The organism is Variovorax sp. GW823-FHT04B03, assembly GCF_058796495.1.
In genome coordinates, this window is the sequence record NZ_JBXAIT010000001.1 from 512,477 (window position 1) to 536,567 (window position 24,091).

16 protein-coding genes and 1 tRNA gene are annotated in these 24,091 nt (G+C 67.5%); 11 read left to right on the forward strand and 6 right to left on the reverse strand.

All coding sequences use genetic code 11. The features are described 5' to 3' along the window. Window positions 1-170: 170 nt before the first annotated feature. The 8 genes from rpoB (at window position 171) to AC1RAD_RS02310 (ending at window position 14,571) form a co-directional block, all read left to right on the forward strand. Entirely contained in the window at window positions 171-4,295 is a 4,125-nt protein-coding gene (rpoB, locus tag AC1RAD_RS02275; protein WP_139701541.1) for a DNA-directed RNA polymerase subunit beta, read from the forward strand. A 21-nt stretch (window positions 4,296-4,316) separates the two neighbouring features. Continuing rightward, the gene (gene rpoC, locus AC1RAD_RS02280; protein ID WP_062479330.1) at window positions 4,317-8,552 is read left to right on the forward strand and encodes a DNA-directed RNA polymerase subunit beta'; all 4,236 of its coding nucleotides are present in this window, start codon (window positions 4,317-4,319) and stop codon (window positions 8,550-8,552) included. A 115-nt stretch (window positions 8,553-8,667) separates the two neighbouring features. Continuing rightward, the gene (locus AC1RAD_RS02285; protein WP_095743427.1) at window positions 8,668-9,267 is read left to right on the forward strand and encodes a LemA family protein; all 600 of its coding nucleotides are present in this window, start codon (window positions 8,668-8,670) and stop codon (window positions 9,265-9,267) included. A gap of 93 nt (window positions 9,268-9,360) precedes the next feature. Beyond that, the gene (rsmB, locus tag AC1RAD_RS02290; protein ID WP_492733687.1) at window positions 9,361-10,749 is read left to right on the forward strand and encodes a 16S rRNA (cytosine(967)-C(5))-methyltransferase RsmB; all 1,389 of its coding nucleotides are present in this window, start codon (window positions 9,361-9,363) and stop codon (window positions 10,747-10,749) included. Continuing rightward, the gene (locus tag AC1RAD_RS02295; protein ID WP_095949437.1) at window positions 10,727-11,371 is read left to right on the forward strand and encodes a DUF4390 domain-containing protein; all 645 of its coding nucleotides are present in this window, start codon (window positions 10,727-10,729) and stop codon (window positions 11,369-11,371) included. Before rsmB ends, AC1RAD_RS02295 begins: the two co-directional genes overlap by 23 nt. After that, complete coding sequence (locus tag AC1RAD_RS02300) at window positions 11,368-13,698, forward strand: sensor histidine kinase (RefSeq protein WP_492733690.1); 2,331 nt, start codon at window positions 11,368-11,370, stop codon at window positions 13,696-13,698. Before AC1RAD_RS02295 ends, AC1RAD_RS02300 begins: the two co-directional genes overlap by 4 nt. A 77-nt stretch (window positions 13,699-13,775) precedes the next feature. Continuing rightward, a complete protein-coding gene (locus AC1RAD_RS02305; RefSeq protein WP_062480363.1) occupies window positions 13,776-14,477 on the forward strand; it encodes a response regulator in 702 nt (233 codons plus the stop codon). 18 nt (window positions 14,478-14,495) lie between these two features. Further along, a tRNA-Phe gene (locus AC1RAD_RS02310) sits at window positions 14,496-14,571 on the forward strand. Between the two features lie 77 nt (window positions 14,572-14,648). On the opposite strand, the gene AC1RAD_RS02315 is transcribed toward AC1RAD_RS02310, so the two are convergent. Further along, window positions 14,649-15,077 carry a low affinity iron permease family protein gene (locus tag AC1RAD_RS02315; protein WP_492733692.1) on the reverse strand — a complete coding sequence of 143 codons (429 nt, stop codon included), beginning with the start codon at window positions 15,075-15,077 and terminating at the stop codon, window positions 14,649-14,651. A gap of 266 nt (window positions 15,078-15,343) precedes the next feature. Between AC1RAD_RS02315 and AC1RAD_RS02320 the strand changes: the two genes are divergently transcribed. Both AC1RAD_RS02320 and AC1RAD_RS02325 read left to right on the forward strand, forming a co-directional pair. Next, window positions 15,344-15,835 (forward strand): ferritin-like domain-containing protein, encoded by a 492-nt coding sequence (locus AC1RAD_RS02320; protein ID WP_492733694.1) that lies wholly within the window; start codon window positions 15,344-15,346, stop codon window positions 15,833-15,835. Window positions 15,836-15,865: 30 nt separating this feature from the next. Continuing rightward, window positions 15,866-16,192, forward strand: a complete 327-nt coding sequence (locus AC1RAD_RS02325) for a hypothetical protein (RefSeq protein WP_492733696.1) — start codon at window positions 15,866-15,868, stop codon at window positions 16,190-16,192. Here AC1RAD_RS02325 and AC1RAD_RS02330 read toward each other — a convergent pair whose 3' ends face one another. Together AC1RAD_RS02330 and AC1RAD_RS02335 are read right to left on the reverse strand one after the other, a co-directional pair. After that, on the reverse strand, window positions 16,193-16,621 hold the full coding sequence (locus AC1RAD_RS02330) for a DUF1810 domain-containing protein (RefSeq protein ID WP_492733698.1): 429 nt from the start codon (window positions 16,619-16,621) through the stop codon (window positions 16,193-16,195). A gap of 5 nt (window positions 16,622-16,626) precedes the next feature. Continuing rightward, entirely contained in the window at window positions 16,627-18,885 is a 2,259-nt protein-coding gene (locus AC1RAD_RS02335) for a hypothetical protein (protein ID WP_492733700.1), read from the reverse strand. Window positions 18,886-19,035: 150 nt separating this feature from the next. On the opposite strand from AC1RAD_RS02335, the gene AC1RAD_RS02340 reads away from it, so the two are divergent. Further along, window positions 19,036-19,398, forward strand: coding sequence for a hypothetical protein (locus AC1RAD_RS02340; protein ID WP_492733701.1), 363 nt, complete (start codon window positions 19,036-19,038; stop codon window positions 19,396-19,398). Window positions 19,399-19,530: 132 nt separating this feature from the next. Here the strand turns inward: AC1RAD_RS02340 and AC1RAD_RS02345 are convergent, their stop codons facing one another. The 3 genes from AC1RAD_RS02345 to AC1RAD_RS02355 form a co-directional block, all read right to left on the reverse strand. Continuing rightward, a complete protein-coding gene (locus tag AC1RAD_RS02345) occupies window positions 19,531-20,184 on the reverse strand; it encodes a winged helix-turn-helix domain-containing protein (protein ID WP_492733702.1) in 654 nt (217 codons plus the stop codon). A 418-nt stretch (window positions 20,185-20,602) separates the two neighbouring features. Then, window positions 20,603-23,248: a hybrid sensor histidine kinase/response regulator gene (locus AC1RAD_RS02350; RefSeq protein ID WP_492733703.1), complete on the reverse strand. Its 2,646-nt coding sequence runs from the start codon at window positions 23,246-23,248 to the stop codon at window positions 20,603-20,605. A gap of 28 nt (window positions 23,249-23,276) precedes the next feature. Next, window positions 23,277-24,002 carry a response regulator gene (locus AC1RAD_RS02355; protein WP_492733704.1) on the reverse strand — a complete coding sequence of 242 codons (726 nt, stop codon included), beginning with the start codon at window positions 24,000-24,002 and terminating at the stop codon, window positions 23,277-23,279. Between the last annotated feature and the right edge of the window lie 89 nt (window positions 24,003-24,091).

Sequence of the window (24,091 nt, forward strand, 5' to 3'; positions counted from 1 at the left end):
AGACGATTTTTGAGTGTCTTCTGAACCCGACTGCAGAAGACCCCTTGGTTCGGGCGATGTGCAATGCATCGCCGTCCGCCAACGGCTGGTAGTGGCCAGCCGCCAAGCAGTGGTGCCGTTCGCCCGGCACTGCTGACAAGTCGCTGAAGATCTCAAGCACCGGAGCTCTCATGGCCCAATCGTCCGCGTACAGTTACACCGAACGCAAGCGCATCCGAAAAAGTTTCGGTAACCGCGACAGCGTCGTCGAAATCCCCTACCTGCTGCAGATGCAGAAAGACGCGTACACCGCGTTCCTGCAAGCCGGCATCGCCCCCAAGCACCGCACCGTCGAAGGCCTGCAGGCCGCGTTCGACGCTGCCTTCCCGATCGTCTCGCACAACGGTTTCGTCGAGATGAAGTTCCTCGAGTACAACCTGGCGAAGCCGGCGTTCGATGTGCGTGAGTGCCAGACCCGTGGTCTGACCTTCGCCTCGGCCGTGCGCGCCAAGGTGCAGCTCATCATCTATGACCGCGAGTCGTCGACCTCGCAGTCGAAGGTGGTCAAGGAAGTGAAGGAACAAGAGGTCTACATGGGCGAAGTGCCGCTCATGACCGACAAGGGTTCGTTCATCATCAACGGCACCGAGCGCGTGATCGTCTCGCAGCTGCACCGTTCGCCCGGCGTGTTCTTCGAACACGACAAGGGCAAGACGCACAGCTCGGGCAAACTGCTGTTCTCGGCCCGCGTGATTCCTTACCGCGGCTCGTGGCTCGACTTCGAGTTCGACCCGAAGGACATGCTGTACTTCCGCGTGGACCGTCGCCGCAAGATGCCGGTCACGATCCTGCTGAAGGCCATCGGCCTGAACCCGGAATCGATCCTCGCGAACTTCTTCGTGAACGACAACTTCCGCCTGATGGACAGCGGCGCGCAGATGGAGTTCGTCTCCGAGCGCCTGCGCGGCGAAGTCGCGCGCTTCGACATCACCGACAAGTCGGGCAAGGTCGTGGTCGCCAAGGACAAGCGCGTCACGGCGCGTCACACGCGTGAACTCGAGCAGGGCGGCACCACGCACATCAGCGTGCCGGAAGACTTCCTGGTCGGCCGCGTCATCGCTCGCAACATCGTCGACGCCGACTCCGGCGAAATCCTGGCCAAGGCCAACGACGAACTGACCGAAGCGCTGCTCAAGAAGCTGCGCACGGCCGGCGTGCAGGACATCCAGGTCATCTACACGAACGAACTGGACCAGGGCGCGTACATCTCGCAGACGCTGCGCATCGACGAAACGGTGGACGAGTTCGCCGCGCGCGTGGCCATCTACCGCATGATGCGACCCGGCGAGCCGCCGACGGAAGACGCGGTGCAGGCCCTGTTCCAGCGCCTGTTCTACAACCCGGACACGTACGACCTGTCGCGCGTGGGCCGCATGAAGTTCAACGCCAAGGTCGGCCGCGACGAATCGACCGGCCCGATGGTGCTGACCAACGAAGACATCCTGGCCGTGGTCAAGATCCTCGTGGACCTGCGCAACGGCAACGGCGAAGTCGACGACATCGACCACCTGGGCAACCGCCGCGTGCGTTGCGTCGGCGAACTGGCCGAAAACCAGTACCGCACCGGTCTGGCACGTATCGAGAAGGCCGTGAAGGAACGTCTGGGTCAGGCCGAGCAAGAGCCGCTGATGCCGCACGACCTGATCAACAGCAAGCCGATCTCGGCCGCGCTGAAGGAGTTCTTCGGTGCCTCGCAGCTGTCGCAGTTCATGGACCAGACGAACCCGCTGTCCGAAATCACCCACAAGCGCCGCGTGTCGGCCCTTGGCCCGGGCGGTCTGACGCGTGAACGTGCAGGCTTCGAAGTGCGCGACGTGCACGTGACCCACTACGGCCGCGTGTGCCCGATCGAAACGCCTGAAGGCCCGAACATCGGCCTGATCAACTCGCTGGCCCTGTACGCCCGCCTGAACGAATACGGCTTCATCGAGACGCCGTACCGTCGCGTGGTCGACAGCAAGGTCACGATGGACATCGACTACCTGTCGGCCATCGAAGAAGGCAAGTACGTCATCGCCCAGGCCAACGCGGTCCTGGACAAGGACGGCAAGCTGACCGGCGACCTGGTCTCGGCGCGTGAAGCCGGCGAATCGATCCTGGTCGGTGCCGAGCGCATCCAGTACATGGACGTGTCGCCTGCGCAGATCGTGTCGGTGGCTGCCTCGCTCGTGCCGTTCCTGGAGCACGACGATGCGAACCGCGCGTTGATGGGCGCCAACATGCAGCGTCAGGCCGTGCCTGTGCTGCGCCCCGAAAAGCCGATGGTTGGTACCGGCATCGAGCGCGTCTCCGCGGTCGACTCGGGCACCGTGGTCACGGCCACCCGCGGCGGTATCGTCGACTACGTCGATGCGACCCGTGTCGTGGTGCGCGTGAACGACGCCGAAGCGGCTGCCGGTGAAGTCGGTGTGGACATCTACAACCTGATCAAGTATCAGCGTTCGAACCAGAACACCAACATCCACCAGCGCCCCATCGTCAAGCGCGGCGACAAGATCGCCAAGGGCGACGTGGTGGCCGACGGCGCATCGACCGACCTCGGCGAACTGGCCCTCGGCCAGAACATGCTGATCGCGTTCATGCCCTGGAACGGCTATAACTTCGAAGACTCGATCCTGATCTCGGAACGCGTCGTCGCCGAAGACCGCTACACCTCGATCCACATCGAGGAACTGGTGGTCATGGCTCGCGACACGAAGCTGGGCGCCGAAGAAATCACGCGCGACATCCCGAACCTGGCCGAGCAGCAGCTCAACCGCCTCGACGAATCCGGCATCATCTATGTCGGCGCCGAAGTGCAGCCGGGCGACACGCTGGTGGGCAAGGTCACGCCGAAGGGCGAGACCACGCTGACGCCGGAAGAGAAGCTGCTTCGCGCCATCTTCGGCGAGAAGGCTTCCGACGTGAAGGACACCTCGCTGCGCGTGGACCAGGGCTCGCAAGGCACCGTGATCGACGTGCAGGTGTTCACCCGCGAAGGCATCCAGCGCGACAAGCGCGCCCAGCAGATCATCGACGATGAACTCAAGCGCTTCCGCCTCGACCTGAACGACCAGCTGCGCATCGTCGAAGCCGACGCGTTCGACCGTATCGAGAAGCTCTTGACCGGCAAGGTCGCCAACGGCGGCCCGAACAAGCTGGCCAAGGGCACCAAGCTCGACAAGGCCTACCTGTCGTCGGTCGAGAAGTTCCACTGGTTCGACATCCGCCCGGCGGAAGACGACGTGGCTTCGCAGCTCGAGTCGATCAAGAACTCGCTCGAGCAGACGCGCCACAGCTTCGACCTCGCGTTCGAAGAAAAGCGCAAGAAGCTCACGCAGGGCGACGAGCTGCCCGCGGGCGTGCTCAAGATGGTCAAGGTCTACCTGGCCGTCAAGCGCCGCCTGCAACCCGGCGACAAGATGGCCGGCCGTCACGGCAACAAGGGTGTGGTGTCCAAGATCGTTCCGGTCGAAGACATGCCCCACATGGCCGACGGCACGCCGTGCGACATCTGCCTGAACCCGCTGGGCGTGCCTTCGCGGATGAACGTGGGCCAGGTGCTCGAAGTGCATCTGGGCTGGGCCGGCAAGGGCATCGGCCAGCGCATCGGTGACCTGCTGCAGCAAGAGGCCAAGGTGGCCGAGCTGCGCAAGTTCATGGAGCAGCTGTACAACGGCTCGGGCCGCAAGGAAGAGCTCGACCAGCTGAGCGACACCGAGCTGCTCGCCATGGCGGCCAACCTGCAAAGCGGCGCGACCTTCGCGACGCCGGTGTTCGACGGCGCCTCGGAAGAAGAAATCCGCGGCATGCTGAAGCTCGCCTACCCGGACGACATCGCCAAGCTCAAGGGCCTGACCGACACGCGCACGCAGGCCTACCTGTACGACGGCCGCACCGGCGACCAGTTCGAGCGTCCCGTCACCGTCGGCTACATGCACTTCTTGAAGCTGCACCACCTGGTGGACGACAAGATGCACGCTCGTTCGACCGGCCCGTACTCGCTCGTCACGCAGCAACCGCTGGGCGGCAAGGCGCAGTTCGGCGGCCAGCGTTTCGGTGAAATGGAAGTGTGGGCGCTGGAAGCTTACGGCGCCGCCTACGTCCTGCAGGAAATGCTGACCGTGAAGTCCGACGACGTGCAAGGCCGTACCAAGGTGTACGAAAGCATCGTCAAGGGCGAGCACTCGATCGAAGCCGGCATGCCGGAATCGTTCAACGTGCTGGTCAAGGAAATTCGTTCGCTGGGTCTCGACATCGAGCTCGAGCGTTCCTAAGTTGAAAAGGGAAAGAGTCTTATGAAATCGCTACTCGACCTGTTCAAGCAATTCACGCCCGATGAGCATTTCGATGCCATCAAGATCGGCATGGCTTCGCCCGAGAAGATCCGTTCGTGGTCTTTCGGCGAGGTGAAGAAGCCTGAGACGATCAACTACCGCACGTTCAAGCCCGAGCGCGACGGTCTGTTCTGCGCCAAGATCTTCGGCCCCATCAAGGACTACGAGTGCCTGTGCGGCAAGTACAAGCGCCTGAAGCACCGCGGCGTGATCTGCGAGAAGTGCGGCGTTGAAGTCACGCAGACCAAGGTGCGTCGCGAGCGCATGGGTCACATCGACCTGGCCGCGCCCTGCGCCCACATCTGGTTCCTGAAGTCGCTGCCGTCGCGTCTGGGCCTCGTGCTCGACATGACGCTGCGCGACATCGAACGCGTGCTGTACTTCGAAGCGTACGTGATCACCGACCCCGGCATGACCCCGCTGAAGAAGTTCGGCATCATGTCCGAGGACGACTACGACGCCAAGCGCAAGGAATACGGTGACGAGTTCATCGCCAAGATGGGCGCCGAAGGCATCAAGGACCTGCTCGAAGGCATCGAACTCGACAGCGAGATCGAACGCCTGCGCGGCGACCTGACCGGCTCCGAAGTCAAGGTCAAGAAGAACTCCAAGCGCCTGAAGGTGCTCGAGGCCTTCCGCAAGTCGGGCATCAAGCCCCAGTGGATGGTGCTCGAAGTGCTGCCCGTGCTGCCGCCGGACCTGCGTCCGCTGGTGCCGCTGGACGGCGGCCGCTTCGCGACCTCCGACCTGAACGACCTGTACCGCCGCGTCATCAACCGCAACTCGCGTCTGCGCCGCCTGCTGGAGCTGAAGGCGCCGGAAATCATCGCGCGCAACGAAAAGCGGATGCTGCAGGAAGCGGTCGACTCGCTGCTGGACAACGGCCGCCGTGGCAAGGCCATGACGGGCGCCAACAAGCGCGCGCTGAAGTCGCTGGCCGACATGATCAAGGGCAAGAGCGGTCGTTTCCGCCAGAACTTGCTGGGCAAGCGCGTGGACTACTCGGGCCGTTCGGTCATCGTGGTGGGCCCGACGCTCAAGCTGCACCAGTGCGGCCTGCCCAAGCTGATGGCGCTCGAGCTGTTCAAGCCCTTCATCTTCTCGCGCCTGGAAGCCATGGGCATCGCGACGACGATCAAGGCTGCCAAGAAGGAAGTCGAATCGGGCACGCCGGTGGTCTGGGACATCCTGGAAGAAGTGATCAAGGAACACCCGGTCATGCTGAACCGTGCGCCTACGCTGCACCGTTTGGGCATCCAGGCGTTCGAGCCGATCCTGATCGAAGGCAAGGCCATCCAGCTGCACCCGCTCGTTTGCGCGGCCTTCAACGCCGACTTCGACGGCGACCAGATGGCTGTCCACGTGCCGCTGTCGGTGGAAGCGCAGATGGAAGCCCGCACGCTGATGCTGGCCTCCAACAACGTGCTGTTCCCGGCCTCGGGCGAACCGTCGATCGTTCCTTCGCAGGACGTGGTGCTGGGTCTGTACTACACGACCCGCGACCGCATCAACGGCAAGGGCGAGGGCCTGATCTTCTCCGACATCGGTGAAGTGCAGCGCGCGCTGGACGCCAACGAAGTCGAACTCACCGCCAAGGTCGCGGTGCGTATCACGGAGTACACCAAGGACAAGGAAACCGGCGTGTTCACGCCGTCGACCTCGCTCGTGGACACCACCGTGGGCCGTGCCCTGCTGTCCGAGATCCTGCCCAAGGGCCTGCCGTTCTCGAACATCAACAAGGCGCTGAAGAAGAAGGAAATCTCCAAGCTCATCAACGTCTCGTTCCGCAAGTGCGGCCTGAAAGAGACCGTCGTGTTCGCCGACAAGCTGCTGCAAAACGGCTTCCGCCTGGCGACCAAGGCCGGCATCTCGATCGCGATCGACGACATGCTGGTGCCCGCTGAGAAGCACGGCATCATCGAGCGCTCGGCCAAGGAAGTGAAGGAGATCGAACAGCAGTACGTCTCCGGTCTCGTGACCTCCGGCGAGCGCTACAACAAGGTGGTGGACATCTGGGGCAAGGCCGGCGACGAAGTGTCGAAGGTCATGATGGCCAAGCTCTCGAAGCAGAAGGTCATCGACCGCCACGGCAAGGAAGTCGAGCAAGAGTCGTTCAACTCCATCTACATGATGGCCGACTCCGGCGCCCGCGGTTCCGCAGCGCAGATTCGCCAGGTGGCCGGTATGCGGGGCCTGATGGCCAAGCCGGACGGCTCGATCATCGAGACGCCCATTACCGCGAACTTCCGCGAAGGCCTGAACGTGTTGGAGTACTTCATCTCCACCCACGGTGCCCGTAAGGGTCTGGCCGACACGGCGCTGAAGACGGCGAACTCGGGTTACCTGACCCGTCGTCTGGTCGACGTGACGCAAGACTTGGTGGTTACCGAGCAGGACTGCGGCACGCACGGCGGCTACCTGATGCGCGCCATCGTCGAAGGCGGTGAAGTGATCGAGTCGCTGCGCGACCGAATCCTGGGCCGCTCGGCTGCGGACGACGTGCTGCACCCGGAAAACCGTTCGGTGCTGCTCAAGGCCGGCGAGATGTTCGACGAAGACAACATCGAAGCACTGGAAGCCCAGGGCGTCGACGAAGTCAAGGTCCGCACCGCGCTGACCTGCGAAACGCGTTTCGGCATCTGCGCGACCTGCTACGGCCGCGACCTGGGCCGCGGCGGCCTGATCAACATCGGCGAAGCCGTCGGTGTGATCGCTGCCCAGTCCATCGGCGAACCCGGCACGCAGCTGACGATGCGTACCTTCCACATCGGTGGTGCCGCTTCGCGCGCTGCCATCGCCTCGAGCGTGGAAGCCAAGTCGAACGGCTCGATCGGCTTCAACGCCACGATGCGCTACGTGACCAACAGCAAGGGCGAGCTGGTCGTGATTTCGCGTTCGGGCGAGATCGTCATCCATGACGAGCACGGCCGTGAGCGCGAGCGTCACAAGGTGCCGTACGGCGCCACGCTGACGGTCAAGGCCGACCAGCAGATCAAGGCCGGCCACGTGCTCGCCAACTGGGACCCGCTGACCCGCCCGATCATTACCGAGTTCGCCGGCAAGGCGCAGTTCGAGAACGTCGAGGAAGGCCTGACGGTCGCCAAGCAGGTGGACGAAGTGACCGGTCTGTCGACCCTGGTCGTGATCGACCCGAAGCGCCGCGGCGCTGCCAAGGTCGTGCGTCCGCAGGTCAAGCTGATCGACGCCCAAGGCCTGGAAGTGAAGATCCCCGGCACCGACCACTCGGTGACGATCGGCTTCCCGATCGGCGCCCTGGTGCAGATCCGCGACGGCCAGGACGTGGGCCCCGGCGAAGTGCTGGCACGCATCCCGGTCGAAGGTCAGAAGACCCGAGACATCACCGGCGGTCTGCCGCGCGTGGCCGAGCTGTTCGAAGCCCGTTCGCCGAAGGACAAGGGCATGCTGGCCGAAATGACCGGTACCGTGTCGTTCGGTAAAGAGACCAAGGGCAAGATCCGCCTGCAGATCACCGATCCCGAAGGCGGCGTCTACGAAGACCTCGTGCCGAAGGAAAAGAACATCCTGGTGCACGAAGGCCAGGTGGTGAACAAGGGCGAAAGCGTGGTCGACGGTCCGGCGGACCCGCAGGACATCCTGCGCCTGCTGGGTTCGGAAGAACTCGCGCGCTACATCGTGGACGAAGTGCAGGACGTGTACCGTTTGCAGGGTGTGAAGATCAACGACAAGCACATCGAGGTGATCGTTCGCCAGATGCTGCGTCGCGTCGTGGTCGACAACATCGGCGACACGAGCTACATCTCCGGTGAACAGGTCGAACGCAGCGAAATGCTCAACACCAACGACGCCCTGCGCGCCGAAGGCAAGATCCCCGCGACGTTCACCAACCTGCTGCTGGGTATCACGAAGGCGTCGCTGTCGACCGACTCGTTCATCTCGGCCGCTTCGTTCCAGGAAACGACGCGCGTGCTGACCGAAGCCGCGATCATGGGCAAGCGCGACGAGCTGCGCGGTCTGAAGGAAAACGTCATCGTCGGTCGCCTGATTCCCGCAGGCACCGGTATGGCGTACCACCAGGCCCGCAAGGTCAAGGACGCCATGGACGAGGCCGAGCGCCGCGCCATCGCCGAGTCGGAAGCCGCCGAACTGGCCGGCTCCGGCGACAGCGATGCAGCGACCAGCACGGTCGACGCCAACGAAGGCGCCGCGACCGAATAACTGGTTAGCATCACCGGCATGACCGGTTGCCCACGCCCTCCGACCGCTCCGGTCGGGGGGCGTTTTTCTTTGTGTTCGCAGGGTTCCGACCGATGACCAAGAGGTTCTGTTTCCGATGAGCGTCCTGCCCGATTCGCTGGCCGGCTGGCTCGTTGCCGCGCTGCTGCTGTTCTGGTTCGTGGGCGCCTACAACCGGCTGGTGCGGTTGCGCGCGGCCGTGCTGCAGGCCTACGCCGTGCTCGACGTGGCGCTGCGCAAGCAGCTCGATTTCGTCCAGGCCAGCATCACCGCCGCGCCCCGGCCCGAGTCGCCGCCCGAAGGCGCGCCCACCGTGGCCCCGCTGCAGGCCGCCACGACGCAGCTCGCGACCCTGCTCGGCGCGACGCGGGTGCGCCCGCTCGACCCGGGCAGCATGGCGGCGCTGGCCACCGCGCTGCAGGTGCTCATTGCGGCATGGCGACGCCAGTACCCGGGCGCGGTCACCGTGTTCGACGCGGACGGCACGCTGTCGCGGCCCGCGCCGCTGATGCCCGGCCTGGGCGGCGCGTCCGATCCGGCCGCGCCCATCGCCTGGCCCGAGCCCTCGGCGGCGGCGGAAATCGCACGCGGCCAGTTCAACCAGGCCGTGGCGCAGTACAACGCAGGCATCGCCCAGTTCCCGGCGCTGCTGGTGGCCTGGATCGTGCGACTGCGGCCCGCGGCCCCGCTGCTTTGACCTGACCCGACCCGGCGACAGGCGGTAACGCCTTCGTTTCCATTCCCACCGCGCGGCGTGCTGTCTTTCTCGCCCGTTACCATCGGCCCCAACTTGCCAGCAGATCTTTCCTCCGACCCCTCTTCGGGCAGCGCCTCCTCGGCGCCGCAACAACCGCCGCTCTGGCGCCAACTGCAACTGACCGCAGGGGCGCTGGCGTCGATTCGCGCCGGCACCTCGGGCACCGTCGCGTTCGAGGCGGTCGAGCCCGCGCTGCGCCCCGGCGTGCAGGCACTCGGCTTCCAGGTGCTGCGCTGGCTCGGCCGCGCCGAGGCACTGCGTCGCCACTTGGCCAAGCGCACGCCGCCGCCGCTGCCCGACGCCTTGCTGTGCACCGCGCTCGCGCTGGCCTGGCACAGCGACCATGCCCCCTACGAACCCTTCACGCTGGTCGACCAGGCCGTGGAAGCCGCCAAGCGCAACCCGGCGACGCGCGCGCAGGCCAGCTTCATCAACGCCTGCCTGCGCCGCTTCCTGCGCGAGCGCGACGAGCTCGTGGCCGCCACCGATACCGAACCGGTCGCGCAGTGGAACCACCCGCGCTGGTGGATCGAACGCCTCAAGCGCGACCATCCGCGCGACTGGCAGCGCGTGCTGTCGGCCGACAACGCCCAGGCGCCGATGACCTTGCGTGTCAACGCGCTGCAATCGACGCCGGCCGCGTACCTGCTGGAACTGGAAGCGGTGGGCCTCGCGGCCACGCGCGTCGGCGCCGACGGCCTGCAACTCGCGCGCGCCCGCCCGGTGCAGCAACTGCCCGGTTTCGCCGAGGGTGCCTGCTCGGTGCAGGACGCCGCCGCGCAACTCGCGGCCCCCTTGCTGCTCGACGGCCTGCTGCCCGCCACGCCCGGTGCCGCACCGCTGCGCGTGCTGGACGCCTGCGCCGCCCCCGGCGGCAAGACCGCGCACCTGATCGAACGGGCCGGCCCCGGCGCCGTCGAGGTGACCGCGCTGGAGGTCGACGCCGTGCGCAGCCGCCGCATCGACGAGACGCTCGCGCGCCTCGGCCTGAAGGCCAAGGTGGTGGTGGCCGATGCCGGCCGCATCGCCGACTGGTGGGACGGCGCCCTGTTCGACGCCATCCTGCTGGACGCCCCTTGCACCGCTTCGGGCATCGTGCGGCGCCATCCCGACGTGCGCTGGCTGCGCCGCGAGAGCGACACCGCCCAGCTGGCGACCCAGCAGGCGATGCTGCTGGCCGCGCTGTGGCCGCTCGTACGGCCCGGTGGCCGGCTGCTTTATTGCACCTGTTCTGTGTTCCGCGAAGAAGGCTCGCAACAAATTGATGCGTTTCTTGTACGCAACACCGACGCCCGTTTGCTGCCGTCCCCGGGACACTTGCTACCCCAAAGTGGGGCGAATGCCCGTGGCGTCCCGGACAATCCCTCTGGTGACCACGACGGCTTCTTCTACGCCCTGCTTGAAAAACCCGCGCCGCACTGACGGCCGCCGGTCGATCCTGCTGGCCGGCCTGTGGCTGGCCTGGGCCCTGTGGATGGCCCTGTTCCCGGCCGCCGCCACCGCCCAGGGCAAGCCCGGCGGCGCCACCATCACCCAGATGCGCCTGGAGCAGGCCGACGACGGCGTCTACCTGAGCGCGGCCGTGCAGTTCGAGCTGCCCACGCTGGTGGAAGACGTGCTCGACAAGGGCATCGCCATCTATTTCGTGGCCGAGGCCGAGGTCTTCCAGGAGCGCTGGTACTGGACCGACCGCAAGGTCGCCCAGGTGGCGCGCCACATGCGGCTGGCCTACCAGCCCCTCACGCGCCGCTGGCGTCTGAACGTGTCGCCGGTGCCGATCACCGGTGCCGCCGGCTTCGGCATCTCGCTGAACCAGAACTTCGACAGCCTCGGCGACGCGCTCGAGGCCATCAAGCGCATTGGCCGGCTGCGGCTGGGCGACGCCGCCGAGATCGGCGACGAGCCGCTGCACCAGGTCACCTTCCGTTTCCGGCTCGACACCTCGCAGCTGCCGCGTCCTTTCCAGATCGGCATGGTCGGGCAGGCCGAGTGGAACATCGCCGCCGAGCGCACCGCCCGGCTGCCGCTGGAGAAGCAGCGGTGAGCAGCAAGCCGCGCAGCGGCGCCGCGGCCACGCCTGCCGCCCGCCGCTCGCGCGCGTTGCGCTGGGCCGTGGGCGTCGGCGCCGCGATGGTCACCGCCATCGGCCTGGTGCTGATGTTCCTGCTGGCCCAGGCCACCAACAACCGCGCGCTGTACGAGCGCTACTACGTGCGCCTGTTCGGCATCAACGTGGTGGTGGCCGTGCTGCTGGTGCTGGTGATCGGCTGGGTCGCGTTCCGGCTGCTGCGACGGCTGCGCCAGGGCAAGTTCGGCAGCCGGCTGCTGATCAAGCTCGCGGCCATCTTCGCGCTCGTGGGCGTGGTGCCGGGGGCGCTGGTCTACGTGGTGTCCTACCAGTTCGTCGCGCGCTCGATCGAGAGCTGGTTCGACGTCAAGGTCGAGGGCGCGCTCGATGCCGGCCTGAACCTGGGCCGGGCCACGCTCGATTCGCTGTCCGACGACCTCGCCGCCAAGACCCGCACCGCCAGCGCCCAGCTGTCGCAGGTGCCCGACGCGAGCGCGGGGCTGCTGCTGGAGCGCATCCGCGACCAGCTCGAAGCCAGCGACGTGATCCTCTGGACCGGTTCGGGCCAGCTCGTGGCCAGTGCGGGCGCGTCGCGCTTCCAGCTCAACCCCGAGCGGCCGACGGTGCAGCAGTTCCGCCAGGTGCGGCCCGACCGCGCCGTCGCGCACGTCGAGGGCCTGGAAGAAACCGCCTTGCCCAGCGCCACGCCGTCGAGTGCCAGCGTGCGCGCGCTGGCCATGGTGCAGCGCCCGGGCTTCGATTTCGACACCGCGCCGCGCTACCTGCAGGTCACGCGGCCGCTGCCGCCGGCCGTGGTCGCCAACGCCCTGGCCGTGCAGGAAGCCAACCGCGAATACCAGGAGCGCGCGCTGGCGCGCGAGGGGCTGCGGCGCATGTACATCGGCACGCTCACGCTGAGCCTGTTCCTCGCCGTGTTCGGCGCGGTGCTGCTGGCCGTGCTGTTCGGCAACCAGCTCGCACGGCCGCTGCTCGTGCTGGCCGACGGCGTGCGCCAGGTGGCCGCCGGCGACCTGCGGCCCACCGCCGTGCTGCAAGGCAAGGACGAGCTGGGCGGCCTCACGCGCTCGTTCGCCGTCATGACCCAGCAGCTGGCCGACGCGCGCGGCGCCGTCGAGAAGACCATGGACCAGCTCGACGCCGCCCGCGGCAACCTGCAGACCATCCTCGACAACCTGACCTCGGGCGTGATCGTGCTCGACGCCAAGGGCACCGTGCTGTCCACCAACCCGGGCGCCACCCGCGTGCTTCGCGCGCCGCTCGCCGCCTATGAAGGCAAGGCGCTGGTCGATGTGCCGGGGCTGGCCGATTTCGGCGCCAAGGTGCAGCAGCAGTTCGACGAGTTCCTGGTCGAGCGCATGCAGCACGGCCTGGACCATTGGCAGCACGCCTTCGAACTGCACGCCACCGGCAACGACCTGCCGCAGCAGGACGACGCCATCAACATCGTCGCGCGCGGCGCCGAGCTGCCGGGCGACGCGCGGCTGCTGGTGTTCGACGACATCTCCGAAATCGTCTCGGCCCAGCGCGCGCAGGCCTGGGGCGAGGTGGCGCGCCGCCTCGCGCACGAGATCAAGAACCCGCTCACGCCGATCCAGCTGTCGGCCGAGCGGCTCGAGATGAAGCTCTCGGGCAAGGTGGAGCCGCCCGAGCAGGCCATTCTGGTGAAGTCGGTCAAGACCATCGTCGACCAGGTCGATGCGATGAAGCGGCTGGTGAACGAATTCCGCGACTACGCGCGACTGCCCGCGGCCGACCTCAAGCCGGTCGACCTCAATGCGCTGCTGGCCGACGTGCTGCAGCTGTATCACGCCGAGAACCTGCCGATCACGCTGCGCTCGGAGCTCGACGAGCGCTGCCCGCCCGTGCGCGGCGATGAGCAGCAGATCCGCCAGGTCGTGCACAACCTGTTGCAGAACGCCCAGGACGCCGCCGAGGCCGCCGCCAGCGGCACGGGCCGGGTGGGCGAGGTCGTCATCCGCACCCGACTGGGCGATTCGGGCCAGCGCGTGCGCCTCACCGTGCAGGACAGCGGGCCCGGCTTTGCCGAAAATATTCTCAAGCGCGCCTTCGAGCCCTACGTCACGACGAAAACAAAAGGTACCGGTTTGGGCTTGGCCGTCGTTAAGAAGATCGCCGACGAACACGGCGCGCGCATCGAGCTTTCCAACCGTGTCGTCGACGGGGCTGTGGCGGGGGCGCAAGTCTCGCTATCATTCGCGCTGGCAGGCGAACCGCGGGCAGCGGTCGCTCACACCGAAGATTCGAAATCTTCGTCCGCCTGAGTACCGGCGAATCCAGCGCATAGGGGCTGGATCGGGAGCGGATCAATACACACCAGCGCATACAACAAGCAGCACTCATGGCAAACATTCTCGTGGTCGATGACGAGCTGGGCATCAGGGACCTGCTCTTCGAAATTCTCAATGACGAAGGCCACAACGTGGAGCTCGCGGAAAACGCCGCCGAAGCCCGCGCGGCCCGACAACGCGCCCGGCCCGATCTCGTGCTGCTCGACATCTGGATGCCGGACACCGACGGCGTCACCTTGCTCAAGGAGTGGTCCACCGCGGGCCTGCTGAGCATGCCGGTCATCATGATGAGCGGGCACGCCACCATCGACACCGCCGTCGATGCCACGCGCATCGGCGCCTTCGCGTTCCTCGAAAAACCCATCACGCTGCAAAAGCTGCTCAAGGCGGTGGAGCAGGGGCTGGCGCGCGAGAGCGCCCGCCGCACCGCCGCCGGCGTGGTGCCGCCGCCCACGGGCGCCCACCAGGCCGCCGCCATCACGACCACGGGCGACAGCCTGCTGATGGCGTCGCTGGCGGCCGTGCCGGTGGCCGACGCGGGTCCGCAGTCGACCCAGAGCTTCGACCTGGACCGCCCGCTGCGCGACGCGCGCGACGGTTTCGAAAAGGCCTACTTCGAGTTCCATCTGGCAATGGAGAACGGTTCGATGACCCGCGTGGCCGAGAAAACCGGCCTCGAGCGCACCCACCTGTACAGAAAACTCAAACAATTGGGCGTGGATCTTTCCCGAGGCCGCAGAAGCGCTGTATAATTTAAGGCTGCACACAATGGCCCGGTAGCTCAGTTGGTAGAGCAGCGGATTGAAAATCCGCGTGTCGGTGGTTCGATTCCGCCCCAGGCCACCAAATTCAGTCAAAAAGCCCGACCTTCCGAGGTTGGGCTTTTTGCATTCTGGCGTCGTGTTTGGGGAATCTCGCTCCCGCTATCCGGCCCGATCCCCGTTGATGTCGTCATGCCCGCGGCGCCTGCGTTCGGCCCGCGTCTTCGCCAGCGTCGCCTGGCTCTGCTTGGCCGCCGCCTCGCAGCGCGCGTGCAGCGCGATCAGCTCCTTGTCCGTGAGCTTCTCGATGCCGATGAAATCGTCCTCCGCATCCGAGGTGCGGATCAGTTCGTCGAGCTTGGTCTGCAGGGCGACGCTGTCGCGGTTCTGCGTGTTCTGGATCAGGAACACCATGAGGAAGGTGACGATGGTGGTGCCCGTGTTGATCACCAGCTGCCACGTTTCCGAAAAGCCGAAGAACGGCCCCGCGACCGCCCAGGCCACGACGACGACCACGCAGACCAGGAAGGCCGCCGGGCTGCCCGTCCAGCGTGCGACGGTGTTGGCGAAGGAATCAAAGAGTCGCTCCATGCGCGTGTCCTCCAGTCGGGGCGATGCTGCCGCGGCGGTGCGCGCGAGCGCGTCAGCCGAGGCCCGCCTCGCATGGCATCGCAATTCCCCTGAGGCTGTCGGCGCATGGCGGCACGCGGCCGTGGCCTCGGACACGGCTTACACGCGTCGTCGGGTCGAGACGACAGGGCGCTTCCCGCACCGTGTCGACCATGAAGGCTCATTGCAGTCTTTCTTTCTCAACCCGGCCCTCGCTTCGGCGACCGGCCTTCAAGGAGCAACCCCCCATGGCCAACGATACTCAGGCAACCACCGCGGAGGCGGTGTCCAACGATCAGGTGATCGACGTTCTGAACGACCTTCTGGAGAACACGCGCGACGGCGAGTACGGCTTTCGCGCCTGCGCGAAGGAAGTCGACTCGGCGCAACTGAAGCCGGTGTTCGAAAGTCGCGCCTCGCAATGCGCCAGCGCGGCCTCCGAACTCGTCGCGCTCATCCGCCAGCTCGGCGGCAAACCCGATGATGGCGGTACGGTCAGCGGTGCCGTGCATCGCGGCTGGGTGCATGTGAAGGGCGCGGTCGGCGCGAACAGCGCGCTGTCGATGCTCGAGGAATGCGAGCGCGGCGAAGACGCGGCACTCGCGCGCTACCGCAAGGCCCTCAAGGCCGACCTGCCGGCCGAGGTGCGCATGCTGGTGCAGCGCCAGGCCGACGGCGCGCAGGCCAACCACGACCAGATCAAGGGCCTGCGCGATCAATTCCGCAGTGCCAAGGGCTGACCGGCCGGCACCTTCGGGATGCCTTCCTCCATGACCGGTGACAGCCACGCGCCCGCCATGCCCCCTGCGCCGTCCGCGACGGAAGTTGCGGACGGCGTCGGCGAGCGCCTTCTCACTTTCAGCTACCTCGGCTGGTGGTTTTCGTGCGCCGCGCAGCGAGTGGACGATCAGACCTTCAGGCCCGTGGTCTTCTGCCGCGCCTATGGGGGCGGCGACGTCGAAGGTGCGGAGCAGCGCTTGCCGCCTGACACGGACAACGTCGCGTACGGCAGCGAGGCCGAGGCGCTGCGCCACGCCGAGCAGCAAGCCATTCGCTGGGCGCATGACCGCACGGGCGACGGCCAGGGCCGATTCTGATCACGCAGCTCGGATGAGCGCGATCGTCGCGTCGTCCCGCGCGCCGTTGAAGTACTGCGCCAGCACGTCGCCGAACACGGGGGCTTCAGGCGCCACGATCTCGAACAGCGTCATGCAGGAGCGCAGCTTGAGGTCGTCCGGCGAGCCGAAGACCTGATGCGCATCGGTGCCGGGCAGGGCGCGCACCAGCTCCGCGCAGTGGCGCAGTCGCTCACCGAGCACAGCGTGCTGCCAGTACGCCGTCGCCTCCGCGGCACCGTCGAGGCCGAAGAACTGCGCGGTCGCGCTGCGGCCCAGCGCCTTCAGTTGAGGAAACACGAACCACATCCAGTGCGTGCGCTTGCGTCCCGCCGCGAGTTCCGCGCAGACCTGGGCGTACACGGGCTCTTGCGCCGCCACGAAGCGTTCGAGGTGCCAGTCGATGGTCATGTGTGTCAAGCGCCCGGTGTGGTTGCAGTTGCCCGATCATGCTGCAACCGCGGCGGCAACCGAGGGTCGAGCCAGTCCATGCGCCACGCCAGCAGCAGCACCGCGCCGACCACGCAGGTGACGGCCAGCGCGCCCGCGAGGCCGTGCCGCTGGCGGTACGGATCGGGTGCGATGCGCTGGGCGCCCGGCGGCACGCGCGCCGTCTGCGACAGCATGCCGCCCAGGCGCACGTTGACCTTCATGCGGCCATTGATGGCCCATCCGCTCGCGTCGAGGATCGGCCCCAGGCTGCGCTGGCGCAGCTTGAGCCACGCGATCAGCATGCTCGGTCCCGAGATCGCGATCACGATGCCGACGAGGGCCACCGGTATCCATTGCCCCAGGTCGACGAACTTGCCGAAGATGCCGACCAGCACCGCGCTGATGCTGCCCAGCGCCACGCCGATGGCGGCCACGGTGCCCACGTCGATGCGGCTGGCGGTGGGAAGGATCGGTCCCGGCTTGGCCGGCGTCTTCGTTGACGAGGCCGCTGCGTCGGTCGGTTGGTCGGCGGTGGCGACGCGTCCGGCCAGCGTCTGCAACGCGCTCTGCGAGCCGGCTTCGCTGGCTGCCGCGCGCTTGGCCACCTGCTCCTCGATCAGCCGCACGAACTTCTTGTACGGCGCGAAGAAGGCCTGCGCCACGCTCGTGGGGTTCTCGATCAGCTTGGTGATGGTGGCGTCCCAGTCGCGGCCCTGGCGGTCGTAGAACACGCCGTTGCGCCCGGCGAAAAGGAAGTCGACGTCGCCGGCCGTGAACGCGGCGACGATGCTCATCTTCTCTCCCTGGCGCGTGCAGTCGCAGTACGCGAGGCAGGTCTTGGCCAGGCCGGCCAGCGCCGCGTGCCGCGCGGTGTCCTGCACCTGCACCGTGAGCTCGCAGCTGCGCCCGTCGAGGTAGAGCGTGCCCGCCTGGAAGATCGCGCCCTCGCGCCGGTAGAACGCCTTGAACGACACGAAGTTGTGCAGCAGCACGCGCAGGTCGCGCTGCAGCCGTAGCAGCTTTTCGAGGTCGGTCAGCAGCCGGTTGTGGTGCTCGGCGGCCTCGTCTTCGGCAATGAGTGCGAGCAACGCGTCGCGTGTCGCGAGCAGGGCGTCGATGCGTTCACGCGGCAGGCCCGCGAGCGCGTTGGCAGGGCGCGCGGCGATCCACGCGTCGCAAGGCGCGAGCCGCTCGCGCAGCACTTGCCACTGGGCTTCTTCGAGCGTGTCGCGTTCGCCGAGCAACGGTGCCACCGCATCGCGCGCGAACGCGGCCATGGCTTCGGCCCAGGCGGGATTGAGGCTCGCACCGCTCAGTGGCAATGCGCGATGGGGCGTCACCGGCGCCAGCGGCAACTCGGCCACGGGCTGCACGTTCGCATCGAAGGTGTGTCCCGCGAGCGCGTCGTAGGCCTCGGGCGAGGGGTTGAGCGCCACCACCGCCTGCACGTCGTAGGCGGCCACGCGGCAGCGCGCGAAGAAGTCGTCGACCTTGGCCGCGACCGCGCGCAGGGCCTCGGCCGCGGCCAGCGTGCGTGCGCCCAGCGGGAGCAGCGCCTCTGCGTCGCCCTGCGCATGCCAGTCGCGGACCGCGTGCGTTTCGGCCATGAAGGCCTCGGCACGTGCGCGATCGAGGCCGGGCGTCTGCTCGTGCCGGTCGGGCGTGCTGCCGTGGGTGCGCATCGCTTCCTCGATGGTGGCGCGCAGCGCGTCGTCGGTGCCGGCCGTGGCCGGCGTGACCACGCCGTCGCCGTTGAAGCGCATCGCTGCCAGCCATTCGCCGCGATCGGCGATGTCGGCGAGGGTCAGCGTGTGCGTGTCCTGCTTGCCGAGCAGGTCGAGGATGCGTCGGCCTTCCTTCGCGAGATCGGCACCTGGCGCGCGCGTGTCGTCGAGGTCGTCCAGCGACAGCGTGCCGCCGCCCGCGAGCAGCACGTCGGCGCTGCGCAGCCGCTCGCAGGCCCACTGGCAGGCCGCGATGACCTCGGGTGGGCGCACGCGGCCGTCGCTGTCGGTGTCGATGAGGTCGAGCGTGCGCGCATCGAAGTCGATGCCGCGCGTGGGGCAAGCGAGCGCGACCCACAGTTTCTGGTCGAGCTCGGCGATGCGTGCGATGTCCTCGCCGCTGCGGAACACCACCTGGTCCACGCCGCCCGCACGGATGAACTGCCAGCGGTGCTGCGTTGGGCCAGGCGAGTGGGTGCCGGGAAGGCCGGCGGGAACGGGGGCGGTGGCGGTCGTCAACGGGCTGGTGTCCTTGGGGTGGTTGTGCGGGGTCGGGAGTGTTTGAAAGAGAGGGCTGCCGTGCGTCATGCACGACGCAGCGCCTTCAATTCGTGGGCGTCAGCCTAGATCGGGCGACGCGGCGGTCATGAGGACAGACGGCGCGCGGCGTTGTCGGTCGACGCCGACATCGCGACCGACGACCGCGGCATCCCACCCATGGCCAGCAGGGTCAATGCCAGGGTATTGAGTGGATGCGCCGCGCCGACTTATCCTGCGGTCGCCATGACCGCCACACGCATCGATCTCGATCTGCCCGAAGGGTGGAGTTGCTGGTTCGAACTGCAGCAATCCGCCGAAGGCGCCTGTTCGGGCAAGGCGGAACTTCGCGAAGGCAACGAGCCGCGGTGCGTGCTGGTGATTGCGCAGCAGCCGACCCGCGAGGCCGTGATCGAGCGGTTGAAGTTTCGCGCCGACTACTTCGTCGGGGAGTGGCGCATGCGGCAGCGCGAGGGTGGGGCACCGCGGTCCTGAGCGTTTGGGGGGCTTGCGACTTCTGTCGCAGACCTCCGACCCGCAAGAAGTTGCATCCCCAAAAGAAAAGCGACCGTCCGAAGCGGTCGCTTTTTTCTCTTGATGCGCGAGGGTGCGTTCGCACCCCGGATCTCACATGCGATACGACGGTGCAGGCGAGGAGACAGGCACCAGCTGGTAGCCCTGCCCGTAGACCGCGCGCAGCACGTACCCGTTTTCGCGCTGCAGCGACAGCTTGCGCCGCACGTTCGTGGCGCAGGCGTCGAGCGAGCGCGTGACGGGGCGTTCGGGCGGGAGCTTCCACACCGAACTCATGAGCCAGGAGCGCGTCAGCACGTTGCCGAGGTTGCGGAACAGCTCGAGTGCGAAGGAGAACTGCCGCGGCTGGAGCGCGATCTCGCGGTCGCGGTGCAGCACGGTGTTGTTGCCGTCGACGAAGCGGTACTCGCCCCAGGTCCAGCGGTCCGTGGAGGGGGCCTGGCGCGTGGCGGCGCTCGTGTCCTGCTCCGTGTAGAGCGTGTGCATGTGCTGCACCAGCGCCTCGTTCGAGATGCGGCGCAAGTCGAAGTTGGTGCCGCTGCCCAGCAGGGGCATGTCGTCGAAATAGGAGGGCAGCGCGACGACGTCGGGCTCGCCCTGCGCGGTGATGGGCAGCGCGGGCATGCCCAGTACCCAGCATACGGTGAGCAGGCTCTCGCTGCCCATGGCATCGGGCGCGGCCAGCAGCAGGTCGAAGCGGCTGCCGCGGCTCAAGGTGGACAGCAACTCGCCGATGGTGCTGAACATCACGGGCCGGTGACGGGCTGCCGTGCTGCAGGCTGTGCAGGAAGCCACGCTGGCCCGAAGGCACCGGACCGGTCTGCGGATGGTGCATGAAGCTGTGCTCGATCTCCGGCGCGGGGTTGCGGCGCACGCCTTGCGGCTTGATGGCGCTCCTCATCGCGGATGCGGCGCGGCGGCGCCCCGTGCGGTCTTCCTGCGTGTCCCTCGTCCTGGCATCGAGCACTCCCCTTTGTGTGTGTCTTGTGGCGGTTGCCGGGCCGTCCGGATTCGCGGCAGGCGAACGGTCGGCGCTCAAGACCTATTGGGGCGTAGCTCTGTAAATAAAAAGTAAACAATTCAAAAGCGCAAAGAAACACGCGCAATGCAAACAAGTGTTCTGCGCATGCGGACGCCCGCGGCCGGGGGCGCCCGCTTGGGGAACTCAGGCCGCGTGGGCCGTGGTCGCTGGTGCGTCGGTGCGGTGGTGGGCCAGGGCCTGCGCAATGGCCCTCACCAGGTCGGCCGTGAGGAAGGGCTTGCGCAGGATCCGCGTGCGCGGCGGCACGGCGTAGCGGTGCGCGAGCAGGTCGGAGGGAAGTCCCGAGATCAACACCACGGCAGTGCGCGGGTAGAGGCGCTGCACGTCGCGCATCAGCTGCAGGCCATCACCGCCGGGCCCCAGGCTGACGTCCGACAGCACCAGGTCGAAGGCCTGGCGTTCGAGTGCGGCGGTGGCGTCGGTGGCCGACGCCACCGCCTGCACCCGCGCACCGTGCTCCTTGAGGAATTCGAAGGTGGCGTCGCGCACGTCGGTGTCGTCGTCCACCAGCAGCACCTGCAAGGCGTCGAGCGACAGCGCGGGCGGCGGCGGTGCGCAGGCCGGCGCCGCCGACGGCGCGGCCTCGGGCAGCACCAGCGTGAACGCGGTGCCTTGGCCGACCGTGCTGCGCACGCGCAGGTCGCCGCCCGACTGCTTGACGAAGCCGTAGACGATGCTCAGGCCCAGCCCGCTGCCTTCGTTCTCCTTGGTCGAGAAGAAGGGTTCGAAGATGTGCTCCAGCACGTGCGGCGGCATGCCGTGGCCTGTGTCGCTGATGCGGATCTCGACCACCGGGCCGGGGCTGCCCTGCGCGCCATTCACGCCATGCGCCACCGTGCCGGCCACTGCCGCATGCCACGCGCTGTGCAGGGTCAGCACGCCGCCGCGCGGCATCGCTGCGCCCCCGTTCAGCGCCAGGTTGAGGATCGCGTTCTCGAGCTGCCCGCCGTCGGCCAGCACGCACGCCCCGTCGGCCTGCAGGTCGAGCTCGACGCGGATGCCCTGGCCGAGCGAGTACTCGATCAGGTCCTGCAACCCGGCCAGCATCTGGTCGACATCGATCACTTCGGCGCGCAGCGTCTGCCGGCGTGCAAAGGCCAGCAGGCGCGTCGTTAGCACGGCGCCGCGCTCCGAGGCCCGGAACGCCCGGTCCACGATCCGGCGCATGTCGGGCGACAGGTCGTCGCGCGACTGCAGCAGCTGCAGGTTGCTGAAGATCGCCGCCAGCAGGTTGTTGAAGTCGTGCGCGACGCCGCCCGTGAGCTGGCCCAGCACTTCCATCTTCTGCGCCTGCCGCACCTGCCGTTCGAGCGCGCGGCTCTCGCTCTGGTCGCTGTACAGCGTGACGAAGCCGCCGGCCGGCATGGGGTGGTTGCGCACGGCCAGCACCTGACCGTTGTCGAGCAGGTAGTCGTCGCGCCGCCGCTGCGCATCGGGTGGCCCCAGCAGGTCGACGGCGGGGCGGCCGTCGGCCAGCGCCGGCAGCGCCGCGCGCAGCGTGTCGAGCGTCGCGCCGGTATGGATCGCCTGCGCGGGCAGGCGCAGCAGCGCGGCGAAGCGCGGGTTCCAGGCCACCAGGCGGCCTTCGGCGTCGAACGCGCCCAGGCCATCGTCGATGCTGTCGAGCACCGTGCGCAGCAGGCGCCGTTGCTCCGAAATGTCCGCGCCCATCCGCCGCATCGACAGCGTGTTGTCGCGGAACACGTTGAATGCACCGACGAGCGCACCGACCTCGTCGTCGCGCCGTGAGACATCGGGCGGCGCGCTGGCATTGCCGTGCGACAGCTCGGTGATGGCGGAGGTGACCCGCGTGAGGTCGCGCAGCGATTCGCGCAGGCTCCAGTACCCGAGCACCAGCGCGGCGGCCGCGACCAGCAGCGCGAGCGTGACCGCGATCAGCCCCGAGCGCACGATCAGGCCCACCGAATGTTCGCGCGAGGACACCTCGGCGCTGAGCGCCGCCACATGGCGGTCTACCGAGCGCGTGAGCTCTTCCGAGAGCACGCGCGTGGAGGTCAGCAGCAGGGTCTTGCGATCGCGCAGCGCGAGGTGCTGCCTGCGCAGCGCGAAGATGCTGTCGGCCTGCGCGGCGATCTGGGCGCGGATCGCCGCATCGATGCGCAAGGCGTTGGCTGAGCCGGCGTAGGCGAGATAGACCCGCTCGGCCTCGTCCAGGTCGAGCGTGTTGTGGGCGTACAAGGCAACCCGCAGCAGATGCAGCGTGTGGTCTGCAACGAACCTGGAACGCTCGGGCAGATCGGCGATGCGGTGCTCCATCTGGCTCAGCGCGTGAATGCGCCCGCGGCCTTCTTCCCGCAGCGCGAGGTCCAGGCGCTTGAACTCGATCAGATCGTCCAGCACCACCTGCATGGCGCTGAGCACCTTCGGCACACCGGTGGCTGCGCCGCTCGCCGGTGGCAGTTGCGCCGCGAGCACGCGCACCTCCTCCTGTCGCTTCAGCAGATCGGCCTTTTCCTGGTTGAGCCGCGCCGATATCGACATTTCCGCCACGTACGGCGCTGCCGCCGCCAGGTGCGTGACGCGCTCCGACAGCGCGAGCGACTTCGCCACCGACGGCAGGATGCGCTCGTCGAAGCCCTGGATCGCGGCCTTGGCGTTGAACAGCGCCACCATCGCCACGGCGGCCAGCACCAGCGTGGTGATGGCCAGTACCGCGAACGCGGAGAGCCATCGCCCGCGCAGGCTGCACGAGCGCTTGCGCCCGCGCGCAGGCGCGTTCGCGTTCGAGGAGGTGCGGGGGCCTTGCATGGGGCTTGCGGGTGCGGGCGCTGCTGTCTCAGCAGCGCACCACGTTCGCGGCAAAGCGGTAGCCCGCGCCGCGTTCCGTGCAGATGAAGCGCGGATGGTCCGGGTCTTCTTCGATCTTGCGGCGCAGGCGCGACACCAGCACGTCGATCGTGCGGCTCACTGCGTCCGACTGGGCGCTGCGCGTCTTGAGCAGCAACTGCTCGCGGTCGATGACGCGGTTCGCATGCAGCACGAAGACCTCGAGCAGGGCGAACTCGCCGTGCGTCAGGTCGCAGGGCGTGCCGTCGCCGTGCAGCAGCTCGCGCGCGGTGATGTTGAGGGTCCAGGGGCCGAACAGGTAGCGCTCGTGGCTCAGGCGGTCGGTGCGCAGCGAGCGCGGCATGCCGGTCTCGGCCGAGCGGCGCAGCAGCGCGCGGATGCGCGCGACCAGTTCGCGGTTGTCGAAGGGCTTGGCGATGAAATCGTCGACGGCGGTTTCGAGGCCCAGGATGCGGTCGGCGGCCGTGCCCTGGCCGGTGAGGATGATGATCGGGATGCGCGAGCGCGTGCGCAGCTGGCGTGCGAGCTCGATGCCGTCTTCCTTCTTCAGACGCAGGTCGATGATCACGAGCGAGAAGGCGCGCTGGTCGAGCCGGGCTGCCATGGCCAGGCCGTCCGGCACGGCCTGTGCGCGAAAGCCCGACGACTCCAGCAGGTCGACCAGCGTCTCGCAGACTTCGGGATCGTCGTCGACCACCAGGATTTCGGGTTTCACTACGTCAAGCATGAGGTTCCAGAAGGCCGGACTGTGTGTCCGGTCGTCCAAAATTCTTGCAGACAAAAGCGCACCAATTGATACCTAAA